This window comes from Pseudoalteromonas sp. C2R02, assembly GCF_018860845.1.
In the GTDB taxonomy this organism is placed as follows: Bacteria; Pseudomonadota; Gammaproteobacteria; order Enterobacterales; family Alteromonadaceae; genus Pseudoalteromonas.
In genome coordinates, this window is the sequence record NZ_JAHKQC010000030.1 from 1 (window position 1) to 23705 (window position 23705).

Here is a 23705-nt window from a genome sequence, read left to right on the forward strand (position 1 = left end):
ATCTGCGCAAGTGTTTTTTTTAATTAAATTGTAAAAAACTCACTTAATGTGCTTTTTGATCATTTAACCAACAAAAAGTCTAGTTAACTTAATAGAATATGAGTTAAATCCCACTTTAAACTTAATCTAAAGCGGAATTTAAGTATTAATCAAAAAGACTATATTGCAAGGCGATTTGTTTATTTATTTTCTAACGATTAAGCTTTTATATTAAAAATCAATTAATACAACATACTATACAATTTACGTCTGTATTTAAGCGCTAACGCATCACCATCAGGTAAAGTTGTAATTACATCTAAATACATTTTTTTCGCTTCACCAAATGCTAAATCTTTTTTCAATACACTATATAAAGACTCTAAAGCTTCTTCTTTTCTACCAACTTGATTATATTGAATAGCGAGTTGCGTTTTAAGTTCAAAGTTATCGGGTTCTTGTTCTACCTTATCCTGAAGTACTTTGATTTCAGGAGAATCTAATGCTTCTAACGCTAATTCCAATTTAGCTTTTAAATTAGTGTAATAAGCATCTTGTTCTATCATTGGGATACTTTCTAATAATGCTTTAGCATCTTCTAGCTTTTGTATCTTTATACTGATATCTGCAAAAACAAGCTTAATACGTGCATTTTCTGGATTTATCTCATAGGCCTGTTTCGCGAAATTATATGCTTTATCCATCTCGCCATTTATTAATGCTTGTTTAGCTTGCTCTAAAATTAAATCGTCTGGTGAGGGCAAATGTTTGCTGAGTGCTTCTCTGATTTGTGCTTCTGTTTGAGGACCCGATAACATATCAACTGGCGCTGATGCTTTAATAATCACTAAAGCTGGAATCGCTTGAATACCAATTTGTTGTGCTAATTGTTGTGCTAGCGTTTGTTGCGCTTCACAATTTAACCTTGCCAATAATATATGTTCAGGATATTCACTCGCAATAGCAGATACTAAAGGCGCTTGCTGTTGGCTTTCTGGGCTATTTGGTGAGTAAAACTCAATGATAACCAGTTTATTTTGTGAATTCTCACCTAAAATAGTCTGAAAATTTTCCGATGTTAAATCTAGAATGTTGCTCATAAAGCTTCTGCATCAATTAGTAATTAACTTATATATTTGGGTCTAAACTATTATTTACAAGTTCAACTTTGTATTTCTTTAACAATTGATAAAATGAGTCAATATGATAATTTAAACTTATCCTCCTTATAAACAGTTAGATATCTATGAAATCTTTTTTATTCTCAAGTCTCGCTTTAGCCCTTAGCACTCAAGCATTAACTGATAATACTTCAAATTCATTTATAGAAAAATCTCTTCAAAATAACTTACCTGAACTTGAAGCGCTTTATTTAAAATTACATCAAGCACCCGAACTTTCTTATATGGAAGAAGAAACTGGGAAAGTAATAGCCAAAAAATTATCTAACCTTGGTTTTAAAGTTACTAAAAATGTTGGCGGTTTTGGTGTTGTTGGTTTATATAAAAATGGTAACGGGCCAACAGTAATGATCCGTACGGATACTGATGGATTACCTATTATTGAAGAGACAGGCAAAAGCTACGCTTCAAAAGCCACTACTGTAGATAAAAATAATAATAAAGTAGGCATAATGCATGGTTGTGGTCATGATATACATATGACGAGTTTTATTGGTACCGCACAACAATTAATCGAAAATAAATCTCAATGGCAAGGTACGCTAATGATGGTGGCACAACCCGCTGAAGAAGTAGGTGCTGGCGCAAAGGCAATGTTAAAAGAAGGCTTATTCACTAAATTTGCAAAACCTGATCATATATTAGGTCTGCATGTTAGCGCTTCAGTTCCCGCAGGAAAAATAGCAATCGCACCAGGCTATGCCTTAGCAAATGTTGATTCTGTTGATATTACAGTAAAAGGAAAAAGTGGCCATGGCGCTTACCCTCATTTAACTAAAGATCCTGTGATTTTAGCTTCTCGTATTGTTATGGCTTTACAAACTATAAATAGTCGTGAAATTTCACCATTAAAACCTTCTGTTATTACTGTAGGTTCTATTCACGGTGGTTCAAAACATAACATCATCTCTAATGAAGTGAAATTACAACTTACTTTACGGTCATATGATCCTAAAGTAAGAGAGCAACAAATTGCTGCTATAAAACGGATTACACATGGTATTGCTATTAGTGCAGGTTTAGAGGATTCAATGAAACCTGTTGTGTATGTTCATGAAGAAGAAAAAATCCCTTCAACTTATAATGATCCTACTTTAGCCAGAAAAGTACAATCTAGTATTGAATCGGAATTAGGAAAAGTTAACGTTCAAAAATCAGAGCCTGTTATGGCTGGGGAAGATTTTGGTTTATATACGCTAACTGAAGATAAGATTCCAAGCACCATTTTTTGGCTAGGTGGCGTACCAGCTAAAGATTATAATGATTCAATTAAAAATGGCACAAGTTTACCTTCATTACATTCAAGTAAATTCGCACCAGACTATCCTGTAGCTATAAAAACAGGCGTTCGCGCTATGACTGCTAGTGCATTAGATTTATTTAACGGAAAACTATAAGTCTTTAATATCTTAAAAATGGCAGACGTTCAATTTAAAAGACTACGGCTGTTATTTTAAAAGTTCATTATCTTGAGGTTTAAAGTCTAAACAGGCAGTTTTATTTCTACGCGACAGCCACCGCTTTTTCTATTTGTAAGTTGTAGCTGTCCGTTATGTGCCTGAATGATTTGTTTACATAACGACAAACCAATGCCTGTGCCTTGTTGCTTAGTTGTAAATAAGGGCACAAATAAATTATCCGTATTTTGAATGCCATCGCCTTTATCTAAAATTTCTATTATGAGTTGTTCACTAACAAGTAAATTTAATTCAATCTCTTTATTCGGGCCACCAGCTTCAAATGCATTTTTTAATAGATTAATTAAACACTGCTCTATTTGTGCTGCATCTAAATTAATTTTAAGTTCATTTGGTAAACTCAGCTTTAGTGGATACTTTAAAAGTGATACTAACTGTTCAATCACAGCTACTAAATCAATTATCTGTTTTTTAGGCTCAGGTAAATGCGTTAATTCTCTATAACCTAAAATAAAGCGTTTTAAGCTAGTTGCGCGATCTTGAATAATTGATAGACCTGATTGCACATCTGTTTTATCTTCACCATCAATATCAGTGTGCGCTATCATTTTATCTAAAGTTGAAGTTAAAGAAATAATAGGCGCTAAAGAGTTATTAATTTCATGACTTAAAACACGCACTAAATCTTTCCATGCTTTTTGCTCTTGTTGACTAAGCAATAAGTCCATATCAGATAAAATATAAAGTGTATGTTGTGTACCTTGCTCCCTAAACCCATCTTTATATATATGCCAACGGGCATTTCGAGAACCTAAAGTTAAACTTTCAATAGAGTTAGATTTTATTGATTCTAGTTTTGATAAAGATAGATCAGATAGCGTTTTATGAATTAGCTTTGACTCATTCATCGCTAACAAGGTTTCTGTTTCAGGGTTAACCATCGTTATTTTATGATTTTCATCACACGCAATAATAGCAACTTTTATTTGTTTTATGACTTTAGCTAATAATAGCTGACTTTCTTTAAAATCATACCGTGCAGTTGTTAATGAATCTGCCAAAGTATTAATTTGATAAATTAAATCACTGTGACCACTTTGTGTTTTTTCTGACTTACCTCGTAATGAAAAGTCACCTATATTTAGCGCTTCTACCAAATTAGATAAAGATATAAATTGATCTTTGATATTACTCATAAAGTACGTAAGTGAAAAAACAATACTCGCAGTTAAAAAAATACTCACTATAGACTGTAAGTAAAATGAGAGATCAGCAGACCAAAGCAAAACGAGTGCTAATAAAAAGCTCGGAACTATCGCCCACAGTACAGTGAATAGCATTCTTTTTTCAAACGATATATTGGCCATAAGTTAAATACCAAACTTATCTAAACGGCGATAAAAAGCACTTCGACTCATACTTAACGATCTTGCAGCATCCAATGCGTTGCCTTTATTTTTCTGAAGTCTGGTTTCAATAACCGACTTTTCAATATCGTCCATGCTCATGTCATCAAAATTATTACCGTTAGGTTCTTCAACTATCACTTTACTTTCAATATTCGCATCAGTCTTTTTCAGCATTAAATGCTCGGATAATATTTCACATTGAGCTAACAAAGTTGCTCTTTCAATGGTGTGACTCAATTCACGTACATTGCCAGGCCACTCGTAGCTCAGTAGTTGCTGTTTTGCATCTTCAGATAATAAAGGAGCAAGTTTTTTATATCTATTAGCACTTTTAGCAATAAATGATTCAGCCATAGGTAGAATATCTTCGCCTCGCACTTTTAATGATGGGATCTCAATAACAAAAGTATTTAATCTATATAACAAATCCTGTCTAAATGATTTATCAGTCACCATATCCTCTAAGTTAGCATTTGTTGCGCTCACTAATCGAATATCTGCTTGTTGCGTTTTACTAGAGCCAACTTTTTCAAACTGGTGTTCTTCAAGCAGTCTTAATAATTTTGCTTGTTGCGTTAAGGGAATGTTAGCAATTTCATCTAAAAACAAAGTGCCATTTTGTGCTAGTTCTACCCGACCTATGCGATTTTCTTTTGCATCTGTATAAGCGCCTTTTACATGACCAAACATTTCACTTTCAAACAAAGTCTCTGTTATAGCGCCCATATTCACAGAAACAAATGAATCTGATTTTCTTTCACTAATTGAATGAATATAACTGGCTAATAAACTTTTACCTGTGCCATTTTCACCGGTAATGAGAATATTAATATCTGTTTTAGCAACTTGATCTATTGTCGCTAGTAAATTTGTCATCGCTGGTGAGTGTGCAATTAAATCATTACCATCTATTGCTGCGATTTGTTGTTTCAGTGTTTTATTTTCTTCATTTAATCTCAGGTTTTTTAACTTTTGCTCTCTAATAGCCAGCTGTGCATTAATGATTGCTAGTAAACGTTCATTTTCCCAAGGCTTTTGAACAAAGTCTCCCGCACCGCTTTTCATCACTTCAACTGCAATTTCCACTGTTGCCCAGCCAGTCATACAAATAATTGCTAAATCAGGATCTAAAGACTTCAGCTTTTGTGTCAGAGTAAGTCCTTCTTCACCTGAAGTTGTGTCTAATTTATAATTTAAATCAATTAAAGCTAATGCAATGTCTTGAGATTTTATAAAGTACTCAACTTCAGCTGGATTACTTGCCGTTGTAACTTTAAAACCTTCCATTTTTAAAAATAGTCTCAATGAAGCTAAAATACTGACATCATCATCTGCAATTAATATATGTGACACACTGACTTCCTTTTGATTTAGAACAAATAAGCCTCTAGTGTAGAGGCTTATCAACAACTTAAATAAATTCTAACTTAAAACAATATCTTATTCATACCTTAATGCAGAACAAGGTTCCATTTTTAAGGCTCGTGCCACTGGCGCAATGACAGCAATTAAAATAATACATGATATAAATAGTGGGATCATTATAAATACTAAGCTATTAGCTTCTACTAAACCTGAGCCAGATAATAGCTGCACTAAAGCAACCCCTAATGGCAACCCAACAATTAAGCCGCCTAATAATTGTTTACTTGCTTGCTTTAAAAAGTGTTTAAATACATCTAGGTTATCAGCACCTAATGCACGTCTTACACCTATTTCTTGGGTTTTTTGTATTATAGAGTTCGACATGACACCGTAAATACCACTAAAAGCTAAAATCATTGATGCAACAGCAAACACCATAAATATTTCACTCACAAAGTTCATTCCCGACACTCTTTGTATAACGCCTTGTCTTAAAGTCATTACATTATATGGGGGTGCATCACGCTCAACTTTTAAAGTTGCATCAGCAAGTAAACTACGTAGGTCATTAGCATCACCCTTAGCTTTAATAACAACATTCATAAAACGCATTGCATCTTGGTTCATAGATAAGAAAGCCGTACTTCTATTTTTGTTATGCGCAAATGGTTGTCCAAAAATAGCGTTATTCACTACACCAACAATAGTAGCCCACTGATCTTGCCCTTCAACAAACTTAAAACGTTTACCAATCACTGCTTGTCCTGGATAGTGATTATCAATAAAGTTCTGTGTGACGACTGCTGTTAATGGTGTATTTATTCTATCTCTAGAATCAAAGGCTCTCCCCTCTATTACATTCATACCCATCACACTAAAGAAGTCATCTGATATTGTTATCCAGTTAGAGCTTGGATACTGTGGTTTTTTACCATAATCAATGCCTTCTAACATCATATTTTGCGTATTACCCCAAGTACTAGGCAATGCATTTGAAAACGCAACGTCTTGAACAGAGTCATTAGCTTTTAGTTTTTGTGCTAATGCTTGGTAATATAAATTTCTTTTTTCAGGTTCTTTGTAAGTCACTTCTGGTAAACCAATTCGTGCCGTTAAATATCCGTCTATATTCATGCCATAATCAGTCTTATTAATATTATTTACTGATACAACTAATGAGGTAGATAAAATTAATAAAGCACAAGACAACGCTACTTCAGTACCCACAATGACTTTACTTAATCGACCTGAACTTTTACTTTGTGCACCGCGAGTACCATCACGCAAAACAGCATTAAAGTCACCTTTTGTTGCTTTCCATGCTGGTAAAATACCGGTAATAAAAGCAGTTACAACAGTAATAATCGCAGCTGTGATCAAACTTGTTGTATTTAATTTCATTGACCACCAAAATGGTGCTGGTATTGGTAATCCATCTAATAATTGGCTAAATGACAATTCAAGCCACCAGCCCGCAAATAAAACAGACAAAATACCTGAAATAAAACAAATTAAGATACTTTCCCACATAAGCTGGGACACTAAGCGTGACCTTGGTGCACCTAAAGCAGTACGAATTGCAGTTTCTTTATTTTTCTCAAAAGCACGAGATAATAATAAGTTGCCTACATTGATACAGGCTAATAATAAAATTAAACCAACAGATAACTGCATCATAAATATAATTACTGTTGTACCGTCGCCCATCGCTTCTTCTTGAAAACTCCAAATATTACCTGTGGTATTTGAGTATAATTTTGGATATAAACGTTCAAACTCTTTAAAAAACTGATTTATTTCTAAGTTTACTGTTTCATCATCAATACCTGATTTTACTCTGCCATATACAGACACATATGCTGCGTTTTCTCTTTTTACACCTTTAGAAGTTGCATTAAATGGCATAAATATCGTAGATGCAGCTGGGAATTTATAGCCCTCTTGTGTAATACCCACCACTTTATGTGGCACTGAATTTATACGTATTTTTTTACCAATAGCATCATCTTTACCGGCAAATAAACTTTGCCACATAGAAAAACCTAATACAGTGACTTTTTCAGCGCCGGGTAATAAATCGTTAGCAGTAATTAATCGACCTAAAATTGCTTTTCCTTCAGATATTTCAAAAAATGTAGGAGAAACAAAATGCCCTCTATATCTCATAGATTTATCACTAGTACTTACATTTGCGGTACCTGTTTGAAAGGCATCAAACACTTCAAAGCTTTGTTGCTTTGCTTTCATCTCTTCATATTCATGAACTCGAATAGTAGAGCCATCATATTTAATGCCATTTACTATGGTACTTACTTTTTTTATGCGTTCTCCACCTTCAAAAGGCAACGGTGCGGTAATGGTGCCATTAATAAAACTGAACATATAAATACATAAAGTCAGACCTGTGGTCATAACAAATACAGTTAAAGCGGTAAACTTAGGGTTATTTAGCATTAATCTAAATGCATAATTAATATCATTTAAGGTATTCATGACTTACTCCTTAAGCTACAGCGCTTTGGGTTTGCGTATCATTAACAATGCGACCATCAAATATTTCAACTATACGCTCTGCTCGTTCTGCGCCACGCGGATCATGCGTTACCATACAAATTGTTTTACCTTCTGCATTAAGTTTATCGAGTAAAGCCATTACTAATTCTGCATTTTTAGAATCCAAGTTACCTGTAGGTTCATCGGCTAATATTATTGATGGGTTACCAGCGATTGCACGTGCCACTGCGACCCTTTGCTGCTGACCACCTGAAAGCTGTGATGGGTAATGTTTAGAACGGTGCCCCATATCTACTTTCTCTAATGCTTCTTTTACCATTTCATGTCGCTGCTGTTTAGTTAAGTCTTTACGATATGTGAGCGGTAATTCAACATTTTCTGATACAGTTAAGTCGCTAATTAAGTTAAATGATTGAAATACAAACCCTATTTCTTTATTTCTAATAGCTGCTCTTTGTTTAGTGCTAATATCAACGGCCTGGTGTGTATTTAAAATATAACTACCGCCTGAACAAGTATCTAATAAACCTAATAGCGATAATAATGTTGATTTACCACACCCTGATGGACCTGAAATTGATATATATTCGCCTTTTTGGATCTCTAAATTAATATCGCTTAAAGCATGTGTTTCAACTTCATCTGTAGAGAATACTTTTTTTACGTTTGTTAATTTGATTAATGCACTCATCTTAATATTCCTTGTATTTATTCTTTTATTTAATTCATTGAAATTTTGTTATGACGTTCAAAGTCTGTTTGCTCTGAAACAATAATTTTGTCGCCTGCTTTAAGACCATCTAATATCTCGATATTAACACTTGACGATAAACCAAAACTCACCGGCGTTTTAAATACGTATTCACCCGTATTATCAAACTTATAAATTGAGGTTGTTTGACTAGCTTGAGAAAAAGCAGGACGTCTGACAAATAAAGTATTTGTCTTTTGTGTTAGAAATATTTCACCGTCTATTGATAAGTCTGGGCGCGCTTCATCAGGTAAGTTTTTCTCTAATTCAACATCAACTTGTACTGTGCCATTAACTACTGCAGGGTCTATTCGGATCACCTTGCCATTAATTTGATTAAAGCGAGTATCTATTTCTACTTTTTGACCAATTAAAATATCTGAGGCATTTAATTCTGGCACTTTTAATTCAGCGATTAAGTCTCCTTTTTTAGCAAACTTCGCAATATTGCCACCTAATAAGACTTGCTGACCAAGCTCTAAAGGCATTGCTTGTAATACCCCTGATACTGGCGCTTTAATGCTTAAAGAATCAGACTGAAACTGCGCGCGCTCTAGTGTTTTTTTCAATTTATTTAATTGTGCTGTTTGCGCTTCAAAACCCGCAATTAAATTAAGCTTTAATTGTTTGGTTCTGGCTTTGTTAATTTCGATTGTTTTAGCTAATTGCGAAACCGTTAGTTTTGATGATTCATAATCTAGCTTTGAAACTGTCGCATTGCCTTTTTTAATTAATTGTGACTCTGCATCTAAACGCATTTTGGCTTTATCGTATTGCATTTGGGTATTAAGTACTTCAGCTTGCATATCTAATATTTGAGTATCTTGATTTACTTTTAATGCACGGGTTTTAGCTTGCATAGATTCAAGCTCCCAAAATAGCTCTTCTACTTTTTGGTCTAGTTCAGGGTTTTTTAACTCAACGATTAATTGCCCTTTTGCGACTTGTGCACCAGGCTTCAATAAAATACGTTCAACTTTACCTACGACAGTGCTTGATACCCAACGAATATCTCTTGGTACTAATATGCCGGGACCAGATACTTTAATATCAAAATCACCACGCTCAACAATGGCACTTATCACTGAATTTTTTTTCATTGAAAAACCTGCAAGTTGCACTTGTGTGCTTGCATATACAACACCAGCAAATAATACACTTGCCATACTCGCTAATAATATTTTATTTTTATAAAAAGGCGTCTTCTTTTGTTTAATGATATCCATGATTGCCTCTACTAAGCCATTTAAAAAGTAATATGAAGTTATAAAAGCCAAATTCATGCCAACAATTAAAAGATTAAAAATCAGCAACTTAAAAACATTTAAGTTAAAAAGTTATATTTACCATCCCGAAATTGGGATCACAAAACAAAAAAGCCATCCCGAAATAGGGATGGCTTTTGACAATTGACTATCTTTATAATGCTGCGCGAATAAACTCCCGCCTACAAAAAACATTTAAGACGCTTTTTTATAGGCCTTACGTTTACGTCTAAATTTTTTATTAGGTTTTTGTTCTGGTAAGCTTTTAAAAACAGAGCTATCACAGGTTTTTGAAAGGTCTATGATCTCATTTAATTGCTGTAATAATGGCTGCATAAAATGTTGATAACTTAATTCTTTTTGAGCAATTGACCCTAAGCTTGATTCCCATACTGCGGTTAAGTCTGGTTTAGATACTTGCTCTGGCAATACTTGAATTAAAGCAATGCCCGATTCAGTGGCTAAAATTTGTTTACCTTGGCGCTTTAAAAAATTTCGCCTAAATAATAGTTCTATGATCCCAGCTCTAGTTGCTTCAGTACCTAAACCATCTGTTTCCTTTAGTACCTTTTTAACTTCAGGATCTTTTACAAATCTAGCGATCCCTGTCATTGCAGCTAATAGTGTTGCATCGGTAAAATGTGCAGGTGGTTGTGTTTGTTTTTCAATTAATTCCCCTTGTACGCACAATAACTGCTGGCCTTTAATTAGGGCTGGTAACTTTTCTTCATTATCTAATGCGCTTTTACCCATTAAGACTTTAAAACCTAACTGTACTTCTTGTTTTGCTTTAGTTTTAAATCTGCCTTTGGCGATTTCTATTTCTACTTGGGTTTCGTTATAAATATATTCAGGATAAAACTGCGCTAAATAATGACGAGAAACTAACTGATAAATATTTTTTTCATATTGCGATAAACTCGCTGATTGCAGCTTTTTAGATGTAGGAATAATCGCATGGTGCGCTTCAACTTTTTTATCATTCCAACATTTAGATTTGATACTGGTATTAGCACCATCAACTTTTTTTGCATCTTGCCCTTGGTTATTTTTTATCGCAGCTAATACTTGAGTAGCTTCTTTATGGTGCTCTTTAGGTAAATAACGATTATCTGATCTTGGGTAAGTAATTAACTTATGTCTTTCATACAAGTTTTGACATGTATCTAATACTTGCTGTGCAGCCATACCAAATGCTTTTGCTGCATCTATTTGCAAGGCCGATAAATTATAAGGTAAAGGCGCATTTTGCTTTTTTTGTTTTTTCTCGATATTTAAAACACTGCCCGTTTGATTAGTAATACGAGAAACCACATTTTGTGCTAAACCTTTATGTAAAACACGACCTTCATCATCCATATAAGGTTCACATGCTTCACTAGGTTGCCATTTAGCGCTAAAAGTCGCTGATGTCTTACTTTCTAAAACAGGTTCGGGATCAGGATTTAAATGAGCAAGCACTTCATAAAACGCATGAGGCACAAAATTTAATATCTCTAAATCACGCCTCACCACTAAACCTAAAATAGGTGTTTGCACTCGCCCTACTGATAATACCCCTTTAAATCCCGATTTTTGTCCAGCCAAAGTATAAGCGCGCGTTAAATTCATACCATAAAGCCAATCTGCACGTGAGCGCGCTAATGCTGAAACACTTAAAGGAATAAACTCACTGTTAGGTTTTAAATTAGATAAAGATTTTTTTACGGCAGATACATTTAAATCACTGACTAATAATCGTTGGGCATTTTGTTTTTTCGTTTTACTGGGTTTTGCATGATCTATTACTTCATCAACCAGTAACTGCCCTTCTTCATCAATGTTACAAGTTATTTTTTATAAAATGTTTAAGTTATTGTTTTATAGTTATTACTATTAACTTCATACTTTTCTTATTTATTAAAAGTTTCATGAAAATATAAAGCATAAATCAATTAAATTTTAATAACTGTCAGCACACAATCAAGATTGATAAAAATGTGGCTATATCTTACCCCTAAGAATCTTATCGCCAAATAAAACTTGATCATGTTAATAGCAGAAAAATTAATCCCCTAATTTTACTTCCAATTGACATTAAAGTTTGATCACTTTTGCCATAATGTGGATGTAACAGTACTAAATGATACTAACCTGCCTAACGGAAAATAGCATTTTTTAAATATAAATTACGGCAGCTCATCCGACATTGCAGACATTAGCATCAATTGACTCTTGTGATTTTTCAATGTTCATAAGAGGTAGTTTTACCTTTGTTATGATAGACAACTAAGCCACTATTACAATCGTTCAAATAATTGTATTGGCATGACTTCTTAATGCGCAATATAAAAGTGACAACCAAATGGTGGTAACTTACACCGTTAATTTGAAAGCTGTCAGTATTTTATACCTAGAATTAAGGTTGCCCATTTAAGCTATGGAATCGTTTGAGCTTCATTAATTTTTTGTTTTCTCCACAATAATTCAATTTTTGTTTGCCCTTCAAGTTGTGATTGACACATTTGCACAAATTGCTCCTCAACTTGGTTTTCCGATATGCTAAGTTTTTGCTCTAGCATAAATATTCTTTTTCCAATGTTTGATAATAGCCCAGCTTTGGCAATACTGAAATCGCCCCTTTTCTTAAAATTACGTGAGAAATAAGCATCATCGTAAAATTGTTCTACGGAAATAAAACCATGAATTAAAGTCATATTTATCGCTGTTGACAGTGAATATATTTTGGCGGATTATGCGGCTAACTAAACATGCTGTAAAACAAATAATAATTATCTTATCGATAAGAGAGCACCTCATGGATATAGAGTTAATTAAAACTTTTTTGGAAGTTAAAGATTGCCGTCACTTCGGAAAAGCGGCCGAAAACTTATACCTGACTCAGGCAGCAATAAGTACCAGAATTCGTCAGTTAGAAAGGTATTTTGGGGTTACACTATTTCAAAGGGCGAGAAATAACATACAACTAACATTAGCCGGAGAAAGATTAGTTCCCCATGCTGAAAACATGCTTAATACATTGAGAATGGCAAAACAAGATGTGGCACTAGCCTCTGAACAGGTAGGGCAAATATCTATTGCTGGTACGCCCAACACTTGGGATGTGTATATTCATGATGCAATTTCAAAAATATATATAAATCAACCTCAGATCAGTTTAATCGCAGAAATTTTGTCGCGTGAACAATTAACAAGGCAGTTACTTGAGCGCACGTTAGATGTTGCCATTTTATTTGATCCACCCAAAGTAGAAGAGCTAAAAATTGAATCATTACACATGTTCAAATTAATACCGGTAACAACATTTCAAAATAACATAACAAATCCTTCAGAAGTTAAACGTTATATTATGATTGATTGGGGTACAAGTTTTATTAATTGGCATGCTAAAAAACTCACCGGAATATCTCTTCCAGCTATCAGAACGAGTACCGCTCGGATTGCTTTAGATCTTATGTTGCAATGTGGAGGAAGTGCATATTTACCTGACATGTTGGCCAAACCATTTATTGAGCAAGGCAAACTGTTTGAGATTGACAAACTACCTGTATTTGAAAGGGAATTATTTAGCGCCTTTCATAAAGAAAATGAAAATGAAGAGCGCATTATTGGAATTAAGAACCTCTTAAGAAAAGATGACCCTGAAGCTCCCGCTATTATGACTCCTTAGCAATGTAGTTGTTGTTTATAAAATTAATTTTATTTATCTTTCTTGCAAAAGTTAAAAGTTAAAAGTAAAAAGTAAAATATTTTTATCGTTAATGTAAAAATATTTTACTTTTCTTACCCACCAAAAACATAGATTATTCAATTTTAAATTAATTACTTTTTAGTGACCGAATAATGACCATTAATTCTAATTATGACTCAACTTCAGCTGACGATTTAGATTTCAGCAGCGATGAAACTTCTAGCGAAGTTGAGAATGATATCGCAGAGCTTGAATTAAATATAAACCCGAGTGAGAGTGCAAATTCAAAACATAAAAACAAACGTAACTTTCTTGCAAAGAGAAAAATAGAGCAACTACAGGAAGAGCGCCTTCGAAGAAAGCAAGATGAAGATTATTTTGATGATTGGGATTAACTAAATAAGCTTAACTACAAGTTATGCAGTTATCTTAACGCTAAATTTTAATTTAACGTTATACCAAAAACTTTTTTGTAATTTTCATAATGTCAGTATCTGATGATTGAATTTTACTTATTAAAGGCATATCCATGAATATACTTTTTTTAATGTACCCTTGGGATAAAATTGAGCCCGAAACAGATTCAACTTTACGATTAATTCACGAATGTGTATCACGTGAACATACAGTTGCAATTGCAACTCCTCATAATTTAACAATGAGAGACTCAGTGTCGAGCGCTTTTTGCCAAGTTTTTAAAAAAGGCTCCGCAACGCCCAACAGTATAATGTCATTTTATAAAAAAGCGGAGTTTAAAAAGTCACAGTTACCTCTAGCTGGCTTTGATACGATAATAATGCGTGCAAACCCACCGTTAAATCCTATCACTTTAAATTTTTTGGATTCAGTTCGTGAAGATGTTTTTATCATGAATGACATTGATGGTTTACGTATCGCAAATACTAAACTGTACACAGCCTCTTTTGACGACCCTGCAAATCACTTCATTCCTGTTACGCATGTATCTAAAACACCAGAGTATCTAGTTGACGTTCTAAATGAATCTCAGTCCGGAAAAATGATCATGAAGCCGTTAGATGGATATGGTGGGCAAGGAGTTATTTTAGTTGAGAAACATGCACAAAAAAGCTTTCATTCACTACTGGAATTTTATATTAACAGCGGTAAAGGCGGTAATTACGTTATTCTACAGGAATATGTAGAAGGTGCTGACTCAGGAGACGTTCGCATCTTAATGTTAAATGGAGAGCCAATCGGTGCGATGAAGCGTGTTCCAGCTTCCAACGAAGTACGCTCAAATGTTCATGCTGGCGGCACAGTTGTAAAACATACATTAACTAAAAATGAAAAAGCACTTTGTAAGCATATTGGACCAAAACTTGTTCGAGACGGTTTATATTTTGTCGGTATTGATGTAATTAATGAAAAATTAATTGAAGTAAACGTACAAAGCCCTGGTGGCATTATGCGTATTAACAAATTGAATAATACTAAGCTACAAAAAAAAGTAATTGATTTTGTTGAAAGTGTTGTTAATGCAAAAGAAGCATTAGCGCAACGTAAAAATGAATTTAGAAAGGCCATAAACGATGCTCATGTTGTCTGAAAAAGAGTGTATAACCTTAATCAAAAATGGAGAATGTTTTCATGCTGAAGTGGACGATGGTGCTTTTATTGTCAAAATAGACGAGTATGCTCCTATCATATGTGCCGCTATTCATAATGGTCATCGGCTCCGTAATGATTTAACTAAATCATTTCTTTTGTCAAAAGAAGAGCGTTTTTATGAGGAAGATCCTTACACAGATGAACTAATTTCTTCTTTTCCTATTCAGATCATAGGTAATGACTCTCGATTCGAATATGACTTAAATCGAGCTAAAACCTTATCAACTTACTTTAAAACCGCATGGGATAAACAGGTTTGGCAAAAGCCTTTGACACAAAAGCAACGTGCAAAAAGTCATAGTAAACATCAAGCTTTTTATAACGTGCTTGAAACCATTGTCACTGTTATAGAAAAACAATTTAACAATGCGATAGTGTTTGATATTCATTCCTATAATTATAAAAGAATAGAAAAAGACTCACCTACTTTTAATATTGGTGGTGGTCAAATTGACGTAGAGCGTTGGGGGGGAATTGTTAATCAATTTGAAAAACAACTTAATAAAATTGAATTACCAAATTTAAATGTAAGAGCTGCAACCGATGAAATATTTCAAGGTAGAGGCTATTTAATCACGCATATTAATGCTCATTTTGACAATACTTTGGTGCTACCTACTGAAGTTAAAAAAGTATTTATGAATGAAGCGTCAGGTGAAGTTTATCCACTTGTATTAGAAGAGTTAAAAGCTGGATTCAAAAATGCCATTAGTGAAACTGCCGCATTTTTCGTTCGTAGATACGGCAAAAGAAAAAAAACTCAAAAGGCTGATATATTATCTTCAAGCATTAGTAGTGAAGTTTTAAATTTAGATAAGAAGCTATTTTTATTGTGCAAAAGTATTGAAACATTAAATTTTATTAACCCTGTTAATTTGATCGCTCAACGAAATAAGTTTCTGAAAAAAAATAGCTATATATCACCAAACTTTAATTACAAGCAGCTTAATATTGATCCTTATAAATTTAGAGAGCACTTGTACAACTTACCCGTTAGTGAAATAAATGATGCTGATATTCAGCAGTTATATCGCCATGTAATTGATAACTTAGCAAGTAAAATAGATTTATTAGCCACTATAGGCACAGATGATTTTGTTTATAACTCATTAAAATATTATGGAGAACCTAGCCCTAACGATATTGCAAATGCTCGCTTCCTTCTTCATTTGAATGATGATGAATCAGAGCAAACTGAGGAACTACTGAGTTCGGATGATGCAATTGATTATTTTAAGTTTCAAGCAAAAGAATGGGGGCTGAACTGTAAAATAGAAAAGTCAGGAAAAATTGTAGCTAAAGCAATGGTAAATAATGAAAAAGCATTATTACTTATTAATAAGGAAGCACTTTTTACTCAAAAAGAATTACACGCCTTTGCCTATCATGAGCTTGGTATTCATATGTTAACAACGATTAATGCGAAGAAACATCCACTCAAAGTATTTAGTTTAGGCTTAGCTGGCAATACGCATACTCAGGAAGGAATTGCATTATATAGTGAGTATTGTTCAGGCAGTTTAACCACCAAACGCTTAAAAACAATTGCATTAAGAGTTATTGCTGTTCAATACATGTTAGAACATGGCGATTTTGTTAAAACATATCACTCGTTGATGAATGAATTTAACTTAGACAAGGAGTTTGCTTTTACGTTAACAACAAGAGTATATAGAGGCGGTGGTTTCACTAAAGATTATTTATACTTAAAAGGTTTTAGAGATGTTTTAAATCTTGCTAAAAAAAGCTCTATTGATAATTTATTGGTTGGTAAAACAGGGTTACTCGATTTCAATGTTGTTTCTGAGATTGTAGCCCGTGGCATGATCACTAAACCACAACCTTTATTCGATTTAACCTATAAATCATCAGGCGATAATGTTTTGGATTTTGTTGTTAATTCAATCAAATGATTTTTGTAATAGCCTTACTCTCAATATCTATGGCTAATAGTAGGTATTGAGTCGATTACGGATGACCGCTGTAGGCTCTATTTAGCCTTTCCAAAAGGGCAAGTTATCCGACATTTCGGTCATAAAGATAATGGGCTTTAAGGGTAGTGTTTTCCTATTTCATAATCGCACGATGGATGCTGTGGGGGCTGGAGGTTAGAAACCTCCAGTTGGGTTACTGACTTCTAAGTAGTTTTGGAAAGTCATCAGGGCTTTCAGCTACCAAAATGTAATTAGTATTACTACTTATGTAGTGCAATTTTTCTTTAACTATTAATACCAAATCTGAATCTTTGCATGTTTCGTAATATGCTACTATCGCAGGAAAAAGATATTCAGCTATAACTTGAACGTTAACCGTTGCGGTTAGCGCTAACATATCTTCAAGATCAAGAGTGGGGTTGTCATTTAAGTTGATTGAATATCCACGCTTATTTAGTGAATTTACTAGTTCCAAATTTAAAATTGGATAGTCAAATTTTTCTTGTTCTATGTTTGCAGCTTTCCTATTTTTTGCCTCAAACACCTTATGCACTACATATTCATTCTTGCTATAGGTGTAGCCATCTTTTGTACTATAAAGTACTTGTGAAAACATAATAAACAGCTTCAAAATATCACCTACGTAATTTAATTTTAGATTCACCTAACGAATCAATAGAATTTATCGAATGGCTAAAATTGATAAAAAAGTGGATTCCTGTATAGCAAAGTAAGCTTAAAACTTAACTTAACTTAACTTAACTAATGCATTTAGAACCCTGTTTTTAGATTATGAAGTTAAAATATTAATTAATCTACAGCCTCAACGTCGTATTAAGCAAACTAAAATAGAGGGCTAAAATGTGGAACGAATCGAAACGTAACCCACTATTTTAGTTGCGTTTAAATACATTGTTAGTTTTTATGCCCCATGACATTTTTTAAATTTTAAGCCACTTCCACAAGTACACAATTCATTTCGACCAGTTTTAACTTGAGTCTTTTTTTGCTTCAATTGGTCAACGCGTTCTTTTAATTTAGAAACTAATTCAGCTGACTCTCTGTCAATTCTAAGCATTTCATCGTAATGTTCGATTGCAGTTTCATGATCCCCCATGGTTTCTGAAAGAAAACTACCATAACCCATATGTGCTTCAAGGTAATCGGGGTTTATAGACAAAGCTTTGTCATAAAGATTGCAAATAGTTTGACGATTACTTTTATTGTCCTTACATTTGAATTTATAAAAATTCGTTAAATTATTGTATGCTTTTTCTTCAGTAGGATTATAAGAAATCACCTCTTCATACTGAAGCTTAGCACCTTCATAATCATCAAATTTTCGGCTTAAAAGACAACCCAAATTTAAACGAGCTTCCGTTAAATTTGGCATATATTCAATTGCTTTTTCAAATAACTCTTTTGCTTTTTCATGGTTAATACCTAACCGATAAAACATAAATCCATAGTTATTTAATGCATAAGAGTTTTTACTATTTAATTCTATTGCCTTATTAAAATTATGCTCTGCCTTCTTAAGGTTATTCCGATGCGAAGAAATGCTAGCACGTATGGAGTAAGCATCTGATGTTGGAGTGTTGCTTTCAAACCATTGGTCTAATGAAATTTCTTTTAGATCAATATCATCTAAATATGAGATTTTTAATAGCTCAATCAAGTGAGTAAGGTCAACAGCCCCCAAACAAGAAAGTATAGATTTATACCCCTCCTTTTTTAACTCATTAAATGTTAAATTTTTAATGTCACTGACATAAGAGAGAAAATCATTAATATTTGAGCTTATATTTTCAAGAGCCTTTAATTCTGCTATTTCACTTACAATTGCAGTAGGCGGAAGAGATGAAATTAATGAACTTAAATTCTCTTTTTCTTTTATCCAATGTTTAGTATATTCAATCCGATCTTCCGCAGTATAAATATTAGTCCCAGTGACCATTACAGGCAGTATTTTATCTTCATAATTTTTGTCTTTTAACACATGTAATACTTCTTTCATGCAATTTTTAGAGCGTAAGTAGGCATCGCTAATTAGTAGAATAGCAAAATCTGCATCTCTAATACGTTCCATAAAACTTGAAATACTATGCTTGTATTCAATATCTCGTACATCACGAACTAAATTTAATTGTAATTGACTTAAATCCTTTTCAATCTCGTCAGCTACTTGCATATCGGTCCATGAATAAGAGATGAATACTTTTTGTTTATCGTTCATTTTGGCTCATCTTATTAGTAAAGCTAATATTTGTATAATGTGCATGCGTGTTTATCAGGTTAGACCTCTTAATAAAAAATACGATTTAAGCATAGAAGAACATAACGTTAACTAATAAAAACTGATTTTAGCTGTCTAGGAAAGCGTGCATGCGCATTATTCTTGATTATTTTCGCTCAATATTTCGATACAAAATTCATATGTTATTGACTATAATTAATTAATTTTTTGTATACAAGACATGTTCCCTCTTTTTCTAGCAGAGAAAGTGTAGATTGTAATTATCCTAGTGGTTAGGAAATTACATCTTTACAGCTACTGTGTAACGTATTTCCATTAATATAACTCTTTATATAAACCACTTAAACTCAAGGCTCCTTGCTGACTTTTGAGATTGACCTTGTTAGTTGGTTAATCGACATAAAGTGATCAAACTATTTTGTCTTCTGACAATAACCTTTCTTACTATTTCGTGTTTAATACTTAGTTTTTTTTCTATGGCATCAGCCTTCACGGCTGCTTTGTTCATTATTTCTCTTTGCTCTGACGTTGTATAGAAAAGAGGTAGATCTAAAGGATATAGAAAATTTCCCTCGGTTTCATCTTTGATACTACCCATTAAAAAAGTGGGAACTTGATGCTTTGTCCCCTTACTGTTTTTCATATTTTCTTTCATATTATTACTCGCTTTCTGTAATATTTGCTAATCAGATTTTATATAGTCATTATTTAGCATGTTGAATATTTTTTAATGCAGCTATCTTACCTTTCAGTGATAGCAATCTTATTTGCCCTTTATCGTGAAACGGCAAAATAAGCTCTCTATTTTGAGGGAATTTATCCATGAGACGTTTATATTCTTCAATTTCACTCTCCACTATCAATATATTTATATTGTGTGCTTTTTCCGCTTGAGCAAGTTCAATTTCAAAACACTTAGCATTACTAATAGCCTTTAATGGCAAAGAGTCCGATATCGGATGCTTCTGTAATTTAACAAAATCTGAAGCCTTAAAAAGTGAGGTTTTACTATATTTAGCATATTTGGGGCTTGGATTTTTATCACTAACTAGCAAGTTTTGTTTAACTAAACGAATGACTTGCCGGTATATAAATCGCCTTGCTTCAATTGGCTCCTCGAAAACATTGCTAATCGATTGCAACATGTCACGCAAAGTGGTGATGGTAAAGTGATTCAAATCCTTTTCAATTAAAAGATAATAAATATACTCATTGAGTTTAATAGTTTTAGACATATGGGATTACCAATAAAAACTTAGTATTGCTAAGTATACTAATATAAGTAAAACTTAGACAATCTAAGTTATTCTAGGTATACAGATGAAAACTAAGTGGTTAAACCAAATCCTATCCCAGTCAGGCTTAAAGAAGCTCGTAAGCGAGCGAGTATGACTCAAAAAGAATTAGGTATACGTATTGGTTTAGATGCTAGCTCAGCAAGTAGTCGGATGAATCATTACGAAAAAGACAGACACACTCCTGACGTTCAAACGCTACAGCGTATGGCCGCTGAGTTAGGCGTACCTTTGAATTACTTCTTTTGTGATAGTAGTGAAACAGCTGAACTTGCTTGCTTAATTAACAATCTATCAATAGAAGAAAAACAAAAACTGATCGAACAGTTAAGTAAATAAACCTCAACTTTCACAACATTATACAAATATATTTAACTTATATTGAATAAGCTGGCTCGATATGAGTCATTGCAACTTGAGCTAATAAAGGTTATTTCTTAACGGATAAAATACAGCTTGTTGGTATGTTAAGGAGTTGATAGTGGATCTGAATAAGAAAAATGATTTTAGTCCATATGTATATAAAACCTAGCTAACGTTACAATTGAAAAAGATTAATCGGAACTTGACGGAATGGAAAAAATACTAATAGTCACAAGCTCTTATGATAAAACTTGTGACTACATCATACAAAAATACAATGACGTAGACTTTTTTCGATTAGATTTAGATTTTTTTTCTAAATATTCTATTTCTTATACTAAAGATGGCTTTGTCATTAGTAATGGTAATGACATTCTGCATGAAGCATCATGCTCATCAATCTATTATAGAAAACCCACCCCTGAAAATCTTAATGGAATTATCGACCTAAAATATCAATCATTTTCCCATAAAGAGGCTTATTCGCTAATAGAAGGGATTGTCGAGGCTTTTGATGGAACTTGCTTAACCAAGCCATCCATCATGCGACCAGCTGGCAATAAAATATTTCAAGCTAAAATAGCACAGCAAGTTGGATTTGAGGCACCTGATTACTTGATGACAAACAATGCAGATTTTGTAAAAGAATATCAAGCTAACGAAGCAATTGTAAAACCATTGTCAGTGGGGGTTATACAGGATGAAAAAACTAAAGAGTATGTTCAAACTAATATGATTGATGCCAATATAAATTTAGACGCGCTTAAGTACTCACCATCATATTTTCAGCTTTATCAAAAAAAAGATTACGAAATACGAGCAACCTTTGTCGATAGTGAAGTGTTTGTTGTAAAAATTGAATCACTAAATGAAATTGATTGGCGCAAATCAGATAACAAGATCACTTACTCGGTTTTTGAAATGCCCAAAGACATTTACAGCAAGTGCGTTAAGTTCATGAAATTGTGTAAAATGGATTTTGGTTGCTTTGACTTTATTGTTCATAACGATAGTTGGTACTTTTTAGAAATGAATGTAAATGGGCAATGGGCTTGGTTGGAGTTTGAAACCGAGCTTAATATATCGGGTAGTATAGTGAGGTATTTACGTGGTAATTAAGTTTTTTGTTTGGGTTGGTACGATACTAAATTGGTCGCCTATATTACATATTTCTAGTGATAGTGACTTTGGTTCGTATAATGGTAAAAATAGTGATATTCGATTTACTTTATTTACTTTGTCGCTAGGACAAAATAAATATTACGTTATATCACTTTTTAAATCAAAAACCACATGGAAACTCAACTTATTAGAAAAGCTGGACTTTTTTGATATTTGCCCAATTAGCCAACAAAACGACATTGACGATAAATCAAGTAAGTATGTTCAACCGTACAAATCAGATAATGATGAAAATGATAAAAAACTAAAGTTACACATAGAGCTATTAAAAGAAAAGATAACTCAAAGCCGAACACGGATATCTAACTCATATACAAAAATGAATAGCTATCGCTCTATAATTTTAGCACTAGCTGCCGTTGGTGTTTATTTGCTAACCGAAATTGTAAGAGCAAGCTCAATCAACATTCTTATAGTTTTAAGCTCAATATTTCTAATTTTATTTACCTTTTATGGGTTAAGTGCCTTTTTACAAGTCACTTTTGCGTTAAAAGTAAAAGCATTTGTTAAATCTTCATTCAAGGAGCTTAAACAAGATTCTACCAGTCTTCAATTAGCTAAAAGCTTTTATATTGATTTTCTCTCACTCAATAATGAATCTCAAATCACCGTTTCAATTACAAAAAATGCAGAAAAGTACTTTAACCGAAGCTTTATAGTTCTAGTGGCTGCTTGGTTATGCCTTTTTGTTAGTAAAAACGACCTTCTTGATTATAATCAACTTTTACCGCCAGTAATAAATGAATACATTGTTATTAATAATCAACAAAAGTTACAATCAAAGCAGCTGGCTAAATTTCTTAATGTGCTAGATACATACGAAGGAAAAATCTACGTCATTAGTAATAAATCAAATCCAAAAGTAGACACGCTAATTGAATTACTAAAACCCAATATGAATATAAAACAAAAACTGGAGCATATTTCAATGAAAACAGATACGCTACACACTAACATAGTAGTGCTTAAGTACGGAGAGTGATATGAAGCCATATATATTAAACTATAGTGAAGTTATAGAAGTTAAATCTAAAGCGATTCACAGTGCTGCGGATACAACTAGACTGACAGAAACAATTGAGCAAATCGATGAAGGCTCTATCGCTACTGATTACAGCTATAAGACAGAAGTCAAATATAATGAAGAACATACCAATTTACAAGGCTCAACAGTACAGACATTTACAGTCGAACCTTGGGACGGAGACGAAATCACAAATAATTTACATTGCTCCACGCTTGTAACTAAATCTATAGAGCCATCTGATAATGACGAGGTTAATGAGATGACTACGATAGTTACTAGAACAATCGAGCAGTCTGACGAAGACGAGATACATCAGATGTCGACCTTACAAACAAACACTGTTGAGAGTTCAGACAATAACGAGTTATTATTAAACTAGTATTACCTATTTTAAGTAACTAGTTTACTTTAATTACATGGATGCCATTTCAGCAATCAAAATTAT

General features: G+C 33.3%; 20 protein-coding genes and 1 pseudogene. 9 read left to right on the top strand and 12 right to left on the bottom strand.

The window, feature by feature from the left end; translation table 11 throughout:
- Positions 1-221: 221 nt before the first annotated feature.
- Positions 222-1079, bottom strand: coding sequence for a tetratricopeptide repeat protein (locus KO527_RS11590; protein WP_216040466.1), 858 nt, complete (start codon positions 1077-1079; stop codon positions 222-224).
- A 146-nt stretch (positions 1080-1225) separates the two neighbouring features.
- Here KO527_RS11590 and KO527_RS11595 point away from each other — a divergent pair, with 146 nt between their 5' ends.
- A complete protein-coding gene (locus KO527_RS11595) occupies positions 1226-2557 on the top strand; it encodes an amidohydrolase (RefSeq protein ID WP_216040467.1) in 1332 nt (443 codons plus the stop codon).
- 86 nt (positions 2558-2643) lie between these two features.
- On the opposite strand, the gene KO527_RS11600 is transcribed toward KO527_RS11595, so the two are convergent.
- The 7 genes and pseudogenes from KO527_RS11600 to maoP all read right to left on the bottom strand — a co-directional run bounded on the left by KO527_RS11600 (position 2644) and on the right by maoP (position 12578).
- Positions 2644-3945 carry an ATP-binding protein gene (locus KO527_RS11600; protein ID WP_216040468.1) on the bottom strand — a complete coding sequence of 434 codons (1302 nt, stop codon included), beginning with the start codon at positions 3943-3945 and terminating at the stop codon, positions 2644-2646.
- Between the two features lie 3 nt (positions 3946-3948).
- Positions 3949-5340 carry a sigma-54 dependent transcriptional regulator gene (locus KO527_RS11605; protein ID WP_216040469.1) on the bottom strand — a complete coding sequence of 464 codons (1392 nt, stop codon included), beginning with the start codon at positions 5338-5340 and terminating at the stop codon, positions 3949-3951.
- 87 nt (positions 5341-5427) lie between these two features.
- Positions 5428-7845, bottom strand: coding sequence for an ABC transporter permease (locus tag KO527_RS11610; protein ID WP_216040470.1), 2418 nt, complete (start codon positions 7843-7845; stop codon positions 5428-5430).
- Positions 7846-7855: 10 nt separating this feature from the next.
- Complete coding sequence (locus KO527_RS11615; protein ID WP_216040471.1) at positions 7856-8557, bottom strand: ABC transporter ATP-binding protein; 702 nt, start codon at positions 8555-8557, stop codon at positions 7856-7858.
- 29 nt (positions 8558-8586) lie between these two features.
- The gene (locus KO527_RS11620) at positions 8587-9843 is read right to left on the bottom strand and encodes an efflux RND transporter periplasmic adaptor subunit (protein ID WP_216040472.1); all 1257 of its coding nucleotides are present in this window, start codon (positions 9841-9843) and stop codon (positions 8587-8589) included.
- 234 nt (positions 9844-10077) lie between these two features.
- Positions 10078-11700, bottom strand: a pseudogene (locus KO527_RS11625) (DNA topoisomerase 3); the annotation flags it as partial.
- A gap of 599 nt (positions 11701-12299) precedes the next feature.
- Positions 12300-12578, bottom strand: a complete 279-nt coding sequence (gene maoP / locus KO527_RS11630; protein ID WP_216040473.1) for a DUF413 domain-containing protein — start codon at positions 12576-12578, stop codon at positions 12300-12302.
- 101 nt (positions 12579-12679) lie between these two features.
- On the opposite strand from maoP, the gene KO527_RS11635 reads away from it, so the two are divergent.
- The 4 genes from KO527_RS11635 (at position 12680) to KO527_RS11650 (ending at position 17115) form a co-directional block, all read left to right on the top strand.
- Positions 12680-13552 carry a LysR family transcriptional regulator gene (locus KO527_RS11635; RefSeq protein WP_216040474.1) on the top strand — a complete coding sequence of 291 codons (873 nt, stop codon included), beginning with the start codon at positions 12680-12682 and terminating at the stop codon, positions 13550-13552.
- Between the two features lie 173 nt (positions 13553-13725).
- Complete coding sequence (locus KO527_RS11640) at positions 13726-13968, top strand: hypothetical protein (RefSeq protein WP_216040475.1); 243 nt, start codon at positions 13726-13728, stop codon at positions 13966-13968.
- Positions 13969-14102: 134 nt separating this feature from the next.
- Positions 14103-15140, top strand: coding sequence for a glutathione synthase (gene gshB / locus KO527_RS11645; RefSeq protein ID WP_216040476.1), 1038 nt, complete (start codon positions 14103-14105; stop codon positions 15138-15140).
- On the top strand, positions 15124-17115 hold the full coding sequence (locus KO527_RS11650; protein ID WP_216040477.1) for a flavohemoglobin expression-modulating QEGLA motif protein: 1992 nt from the start codon (positions 15124-15126) through the stop codon (positions 17113-17115). Before gshB ends, KO527_RS11650 begins: the two co-directional genes overlap by 17 nt.
- A 214-nt stretch (positions 17116-17329) precedes the next feature.
- On the opposite strand, the gene KO527_RS11655 is transcribed toward KO527_RS11650, so the two are convergent.
- The 4 genes from KO527_RS11655 to KO527_RS11670 form a co-directional block, all read right to left on the bottom strand.
- Positions 17330-17752: a hypothetical protein gene (locus tag KO527_RS11655; RefSeq protein ID WP_216040478.1), complete on the bottom strand. Its 423-nt coding sequence runs from the start codon at positions 17750-17752 to the stop codon at positions 17330-17332.
- 306 nt (positions 17753-18058) lie between these two features.
- The gene (locus tag KO527_RS11660) at positions 18059-19372 is read right to left on the bottom strand and encodes a TIR domain-containing protein (protein WP_216040479.1); all 1314 of its coding nucleotides are present in this window, start codon (positions 19370-19372) and stop codon (positions 18059-18061) included.
- A gap of 403 nt (positions 19373-19775) precedes the next feature.
- Positions 19776-20048: a hypothetical protein gene (locus KO527_RS11665; RefSeq protein ID WP_216040480.1), complete on the bottom strand. Its 273-nt coding sequence runs from the start codon at positions 20046-20048 to the stop codon at positions 19776-19778.
- 49 nt (positions 20049-20097) lie between these two features.
- Entirely contained in the window at positions 20098-20628 is a 531-nt protein-coding gene (locus KO527_RS11670) for a hypothetical protein (RefSeq protein WP_216040481.1), read from the bottom strand.
- Positions 20629-20724: 96 nt separating this feature from the next.
- Between KO527_RS11670 and KO527_RS11675 the strand changes: the two genes are divergently transcribed.
- The 4 genes from KO527_RS11675 (at position 20725) to KO527_RS11690 (ending at position 23639) form a co-directional block, all read left to right on the top strand.
- Positions 20725-21027 (top strand): helix-turn-helix transcriptional regulator, encoded by a 303-nt coding sequence (locus tag KO527_RS11675; RefSeq protein ID WP_216040482.1) that lies wholly within the window; start codon positions 20725-20727, stop codon positions 21025-21027.
- A 234-nt stretch (positions 21028-21261) separates the two neighbouring features.
- A complete protein-coding gene (locus tag KO527_RS11680) occupies positions 21262-22170 on the top strand; it encodes an MvdC/MvdD family ATP grasp protein (protein WP_216040483.1) in 909 nt (302 codons plus the stop codon).
- Positions 22160-23215: a hypothetical protein gene (locus tag KO527_RS11685; protein WP_216040484.1), complete on the top strand. Its 1056-nt coding sequence runs from the start codon at positions 22160-22162 to the stop codon at positions 23213-23215. Before KO527_RS11680 ends, KO527_RS11685 begins: the two co-directional genes overlap by 11 nt.
- Position 23216: 1 nt before the next feature.
- Positions 23217-23639, top strand: coding sequence for a hypothetical protein (locus KO527_RS11690; RefSeq protein WP_216040485.1), 423 nt, complete (start codon positions 23217-23219; stop codon positions 23637-23639).
- Positions 23640-23705 lie beyond the last annotated feature (66 nt).

What these genes read in the sequence shown, in the direction of transcription:
- KO527_RS11615 (WP_216040471.1), bottom strand. Translation starts at nt 8,557, where the DNA reads ATGAGTGCATTAATCAAATTAACAAACGTAAAAAAAGTATTCTCTACA.
- KO527_RS11590 (WP_216040466.1), bottom strand. Translation starts at nt 1,079, where the DNA reads ATGAGCAACATTCTAGATTTAACATCGGAAAATTTTCAGACTATTTTA.
- KO527_RS11600 (WP_216040468.1), bottom strand. Translation starts at nt 3,945, where the DNA reads ATGGCCAATATATCGTTTGAAAAAAGAATGCTATTCACTGTACTGTGG.
- KO527_RS11680 (WP_216040483.1), top strand. Translation starts at nt 21,262, where the DNA reads ATGGAAAAAATACTAATAGTCACAAGCTCTTATGATAAAACTTGTGAC.
- KO527_RS11595 (WP_216040467.1), top strand. Translation starts at nt 1,226, where the DNA reads ATGAAATCTTTTTTATTCTCAAGTCTCGCTTTAGCCCTTAGCACTCAA.
- KO527_RS11640 (WP_216040475.1), top strand. Translation starts at nt 13,726, where the DNA reads ATGACCATTAATTCTAATTATGACTCAACTTCAGCTGACGATTTAGAT.
- KO527_RS11635 (WP_216040474.1), top strand. Translation starts at nt 12,680, where the DNA reads ATGGATATAGAGTTAATTAAAACTTTTTTGGAAGTTAAAGATTGCCGT.
- KO527_RS11650 (WP_216040477.1), top strand. Translation starts at nt 15,124, where the DNA reads ATGCTCATGTTGTCTGAAAAAGAGTGTATAACCTTAATCAAAAATGGA.
- KO527_RS11670 (WP_216040481.1), bottom strand. Translation starts at nt 20,628, where the DNA reads ATGTCTAAAACTATTAAACTCAATGAGTATATTTATTATCTTTTAATT.
- KO527_RS11655 (WP_216040478.1), bottom strand. Translation starts at nt 17,752, where the DNA reads ATGTTTTCACAAGTACTTTATAGTACAAAAGATGGCTACACCTATAGC.
- maoP (WP_216040473.1), bottom strand. Translation starts at nt 12,578, where the DNA reads ATGACTTTAATTCATGGTTTTATTTCCGTAGAACAATTTTACGATGAT.
- KO527_RS11665 (WP_216040480.1), bottom strand. Translation starts at nt 20,048, where the DNA reads ATGAAAGAAAATATGAAAAACAGTAAGGGGACAAAGCATCAAGTTCCC.
- KO527_RS11690 (WP_216040485.1), top strand. Translation starts at nt 23,217, where the DNA reads ATGAAGCCATATATATTAAACTATAGTGAAGTTATAGAAGTTAAATCT.
- KO527_RS11620 (WP_216040472.1), bottom strand. Translation starts at nt 9,843, where the DNA reads ATGGATATCATTAAACAAAAGAAGACGCCTTTTTATAAAAATAAAATA.
- gshB (WP_216040476.1), top strand. Translation starts at nt 14,103, where the DNA reads ATGAATATACTTTTTTTAATGTACCCTTGGGATAAAATTGAGCCCGAA.
- KO527_RS11610 (WP_216040470.1), bottom strand. Translation starts at nt 7,845, where the DNA reads ATGAATACCTTAAATGATATTAATTATGCATTTAGATTAATGCTAAAT.
- KO527_RS11660 (WP_216040479.1), bottom strand. Translation starts at nt 19,372, where the DNA reads ATGAACGATAAACAAAAAGTATTCATCTCTTATTCATGGACCGATATG.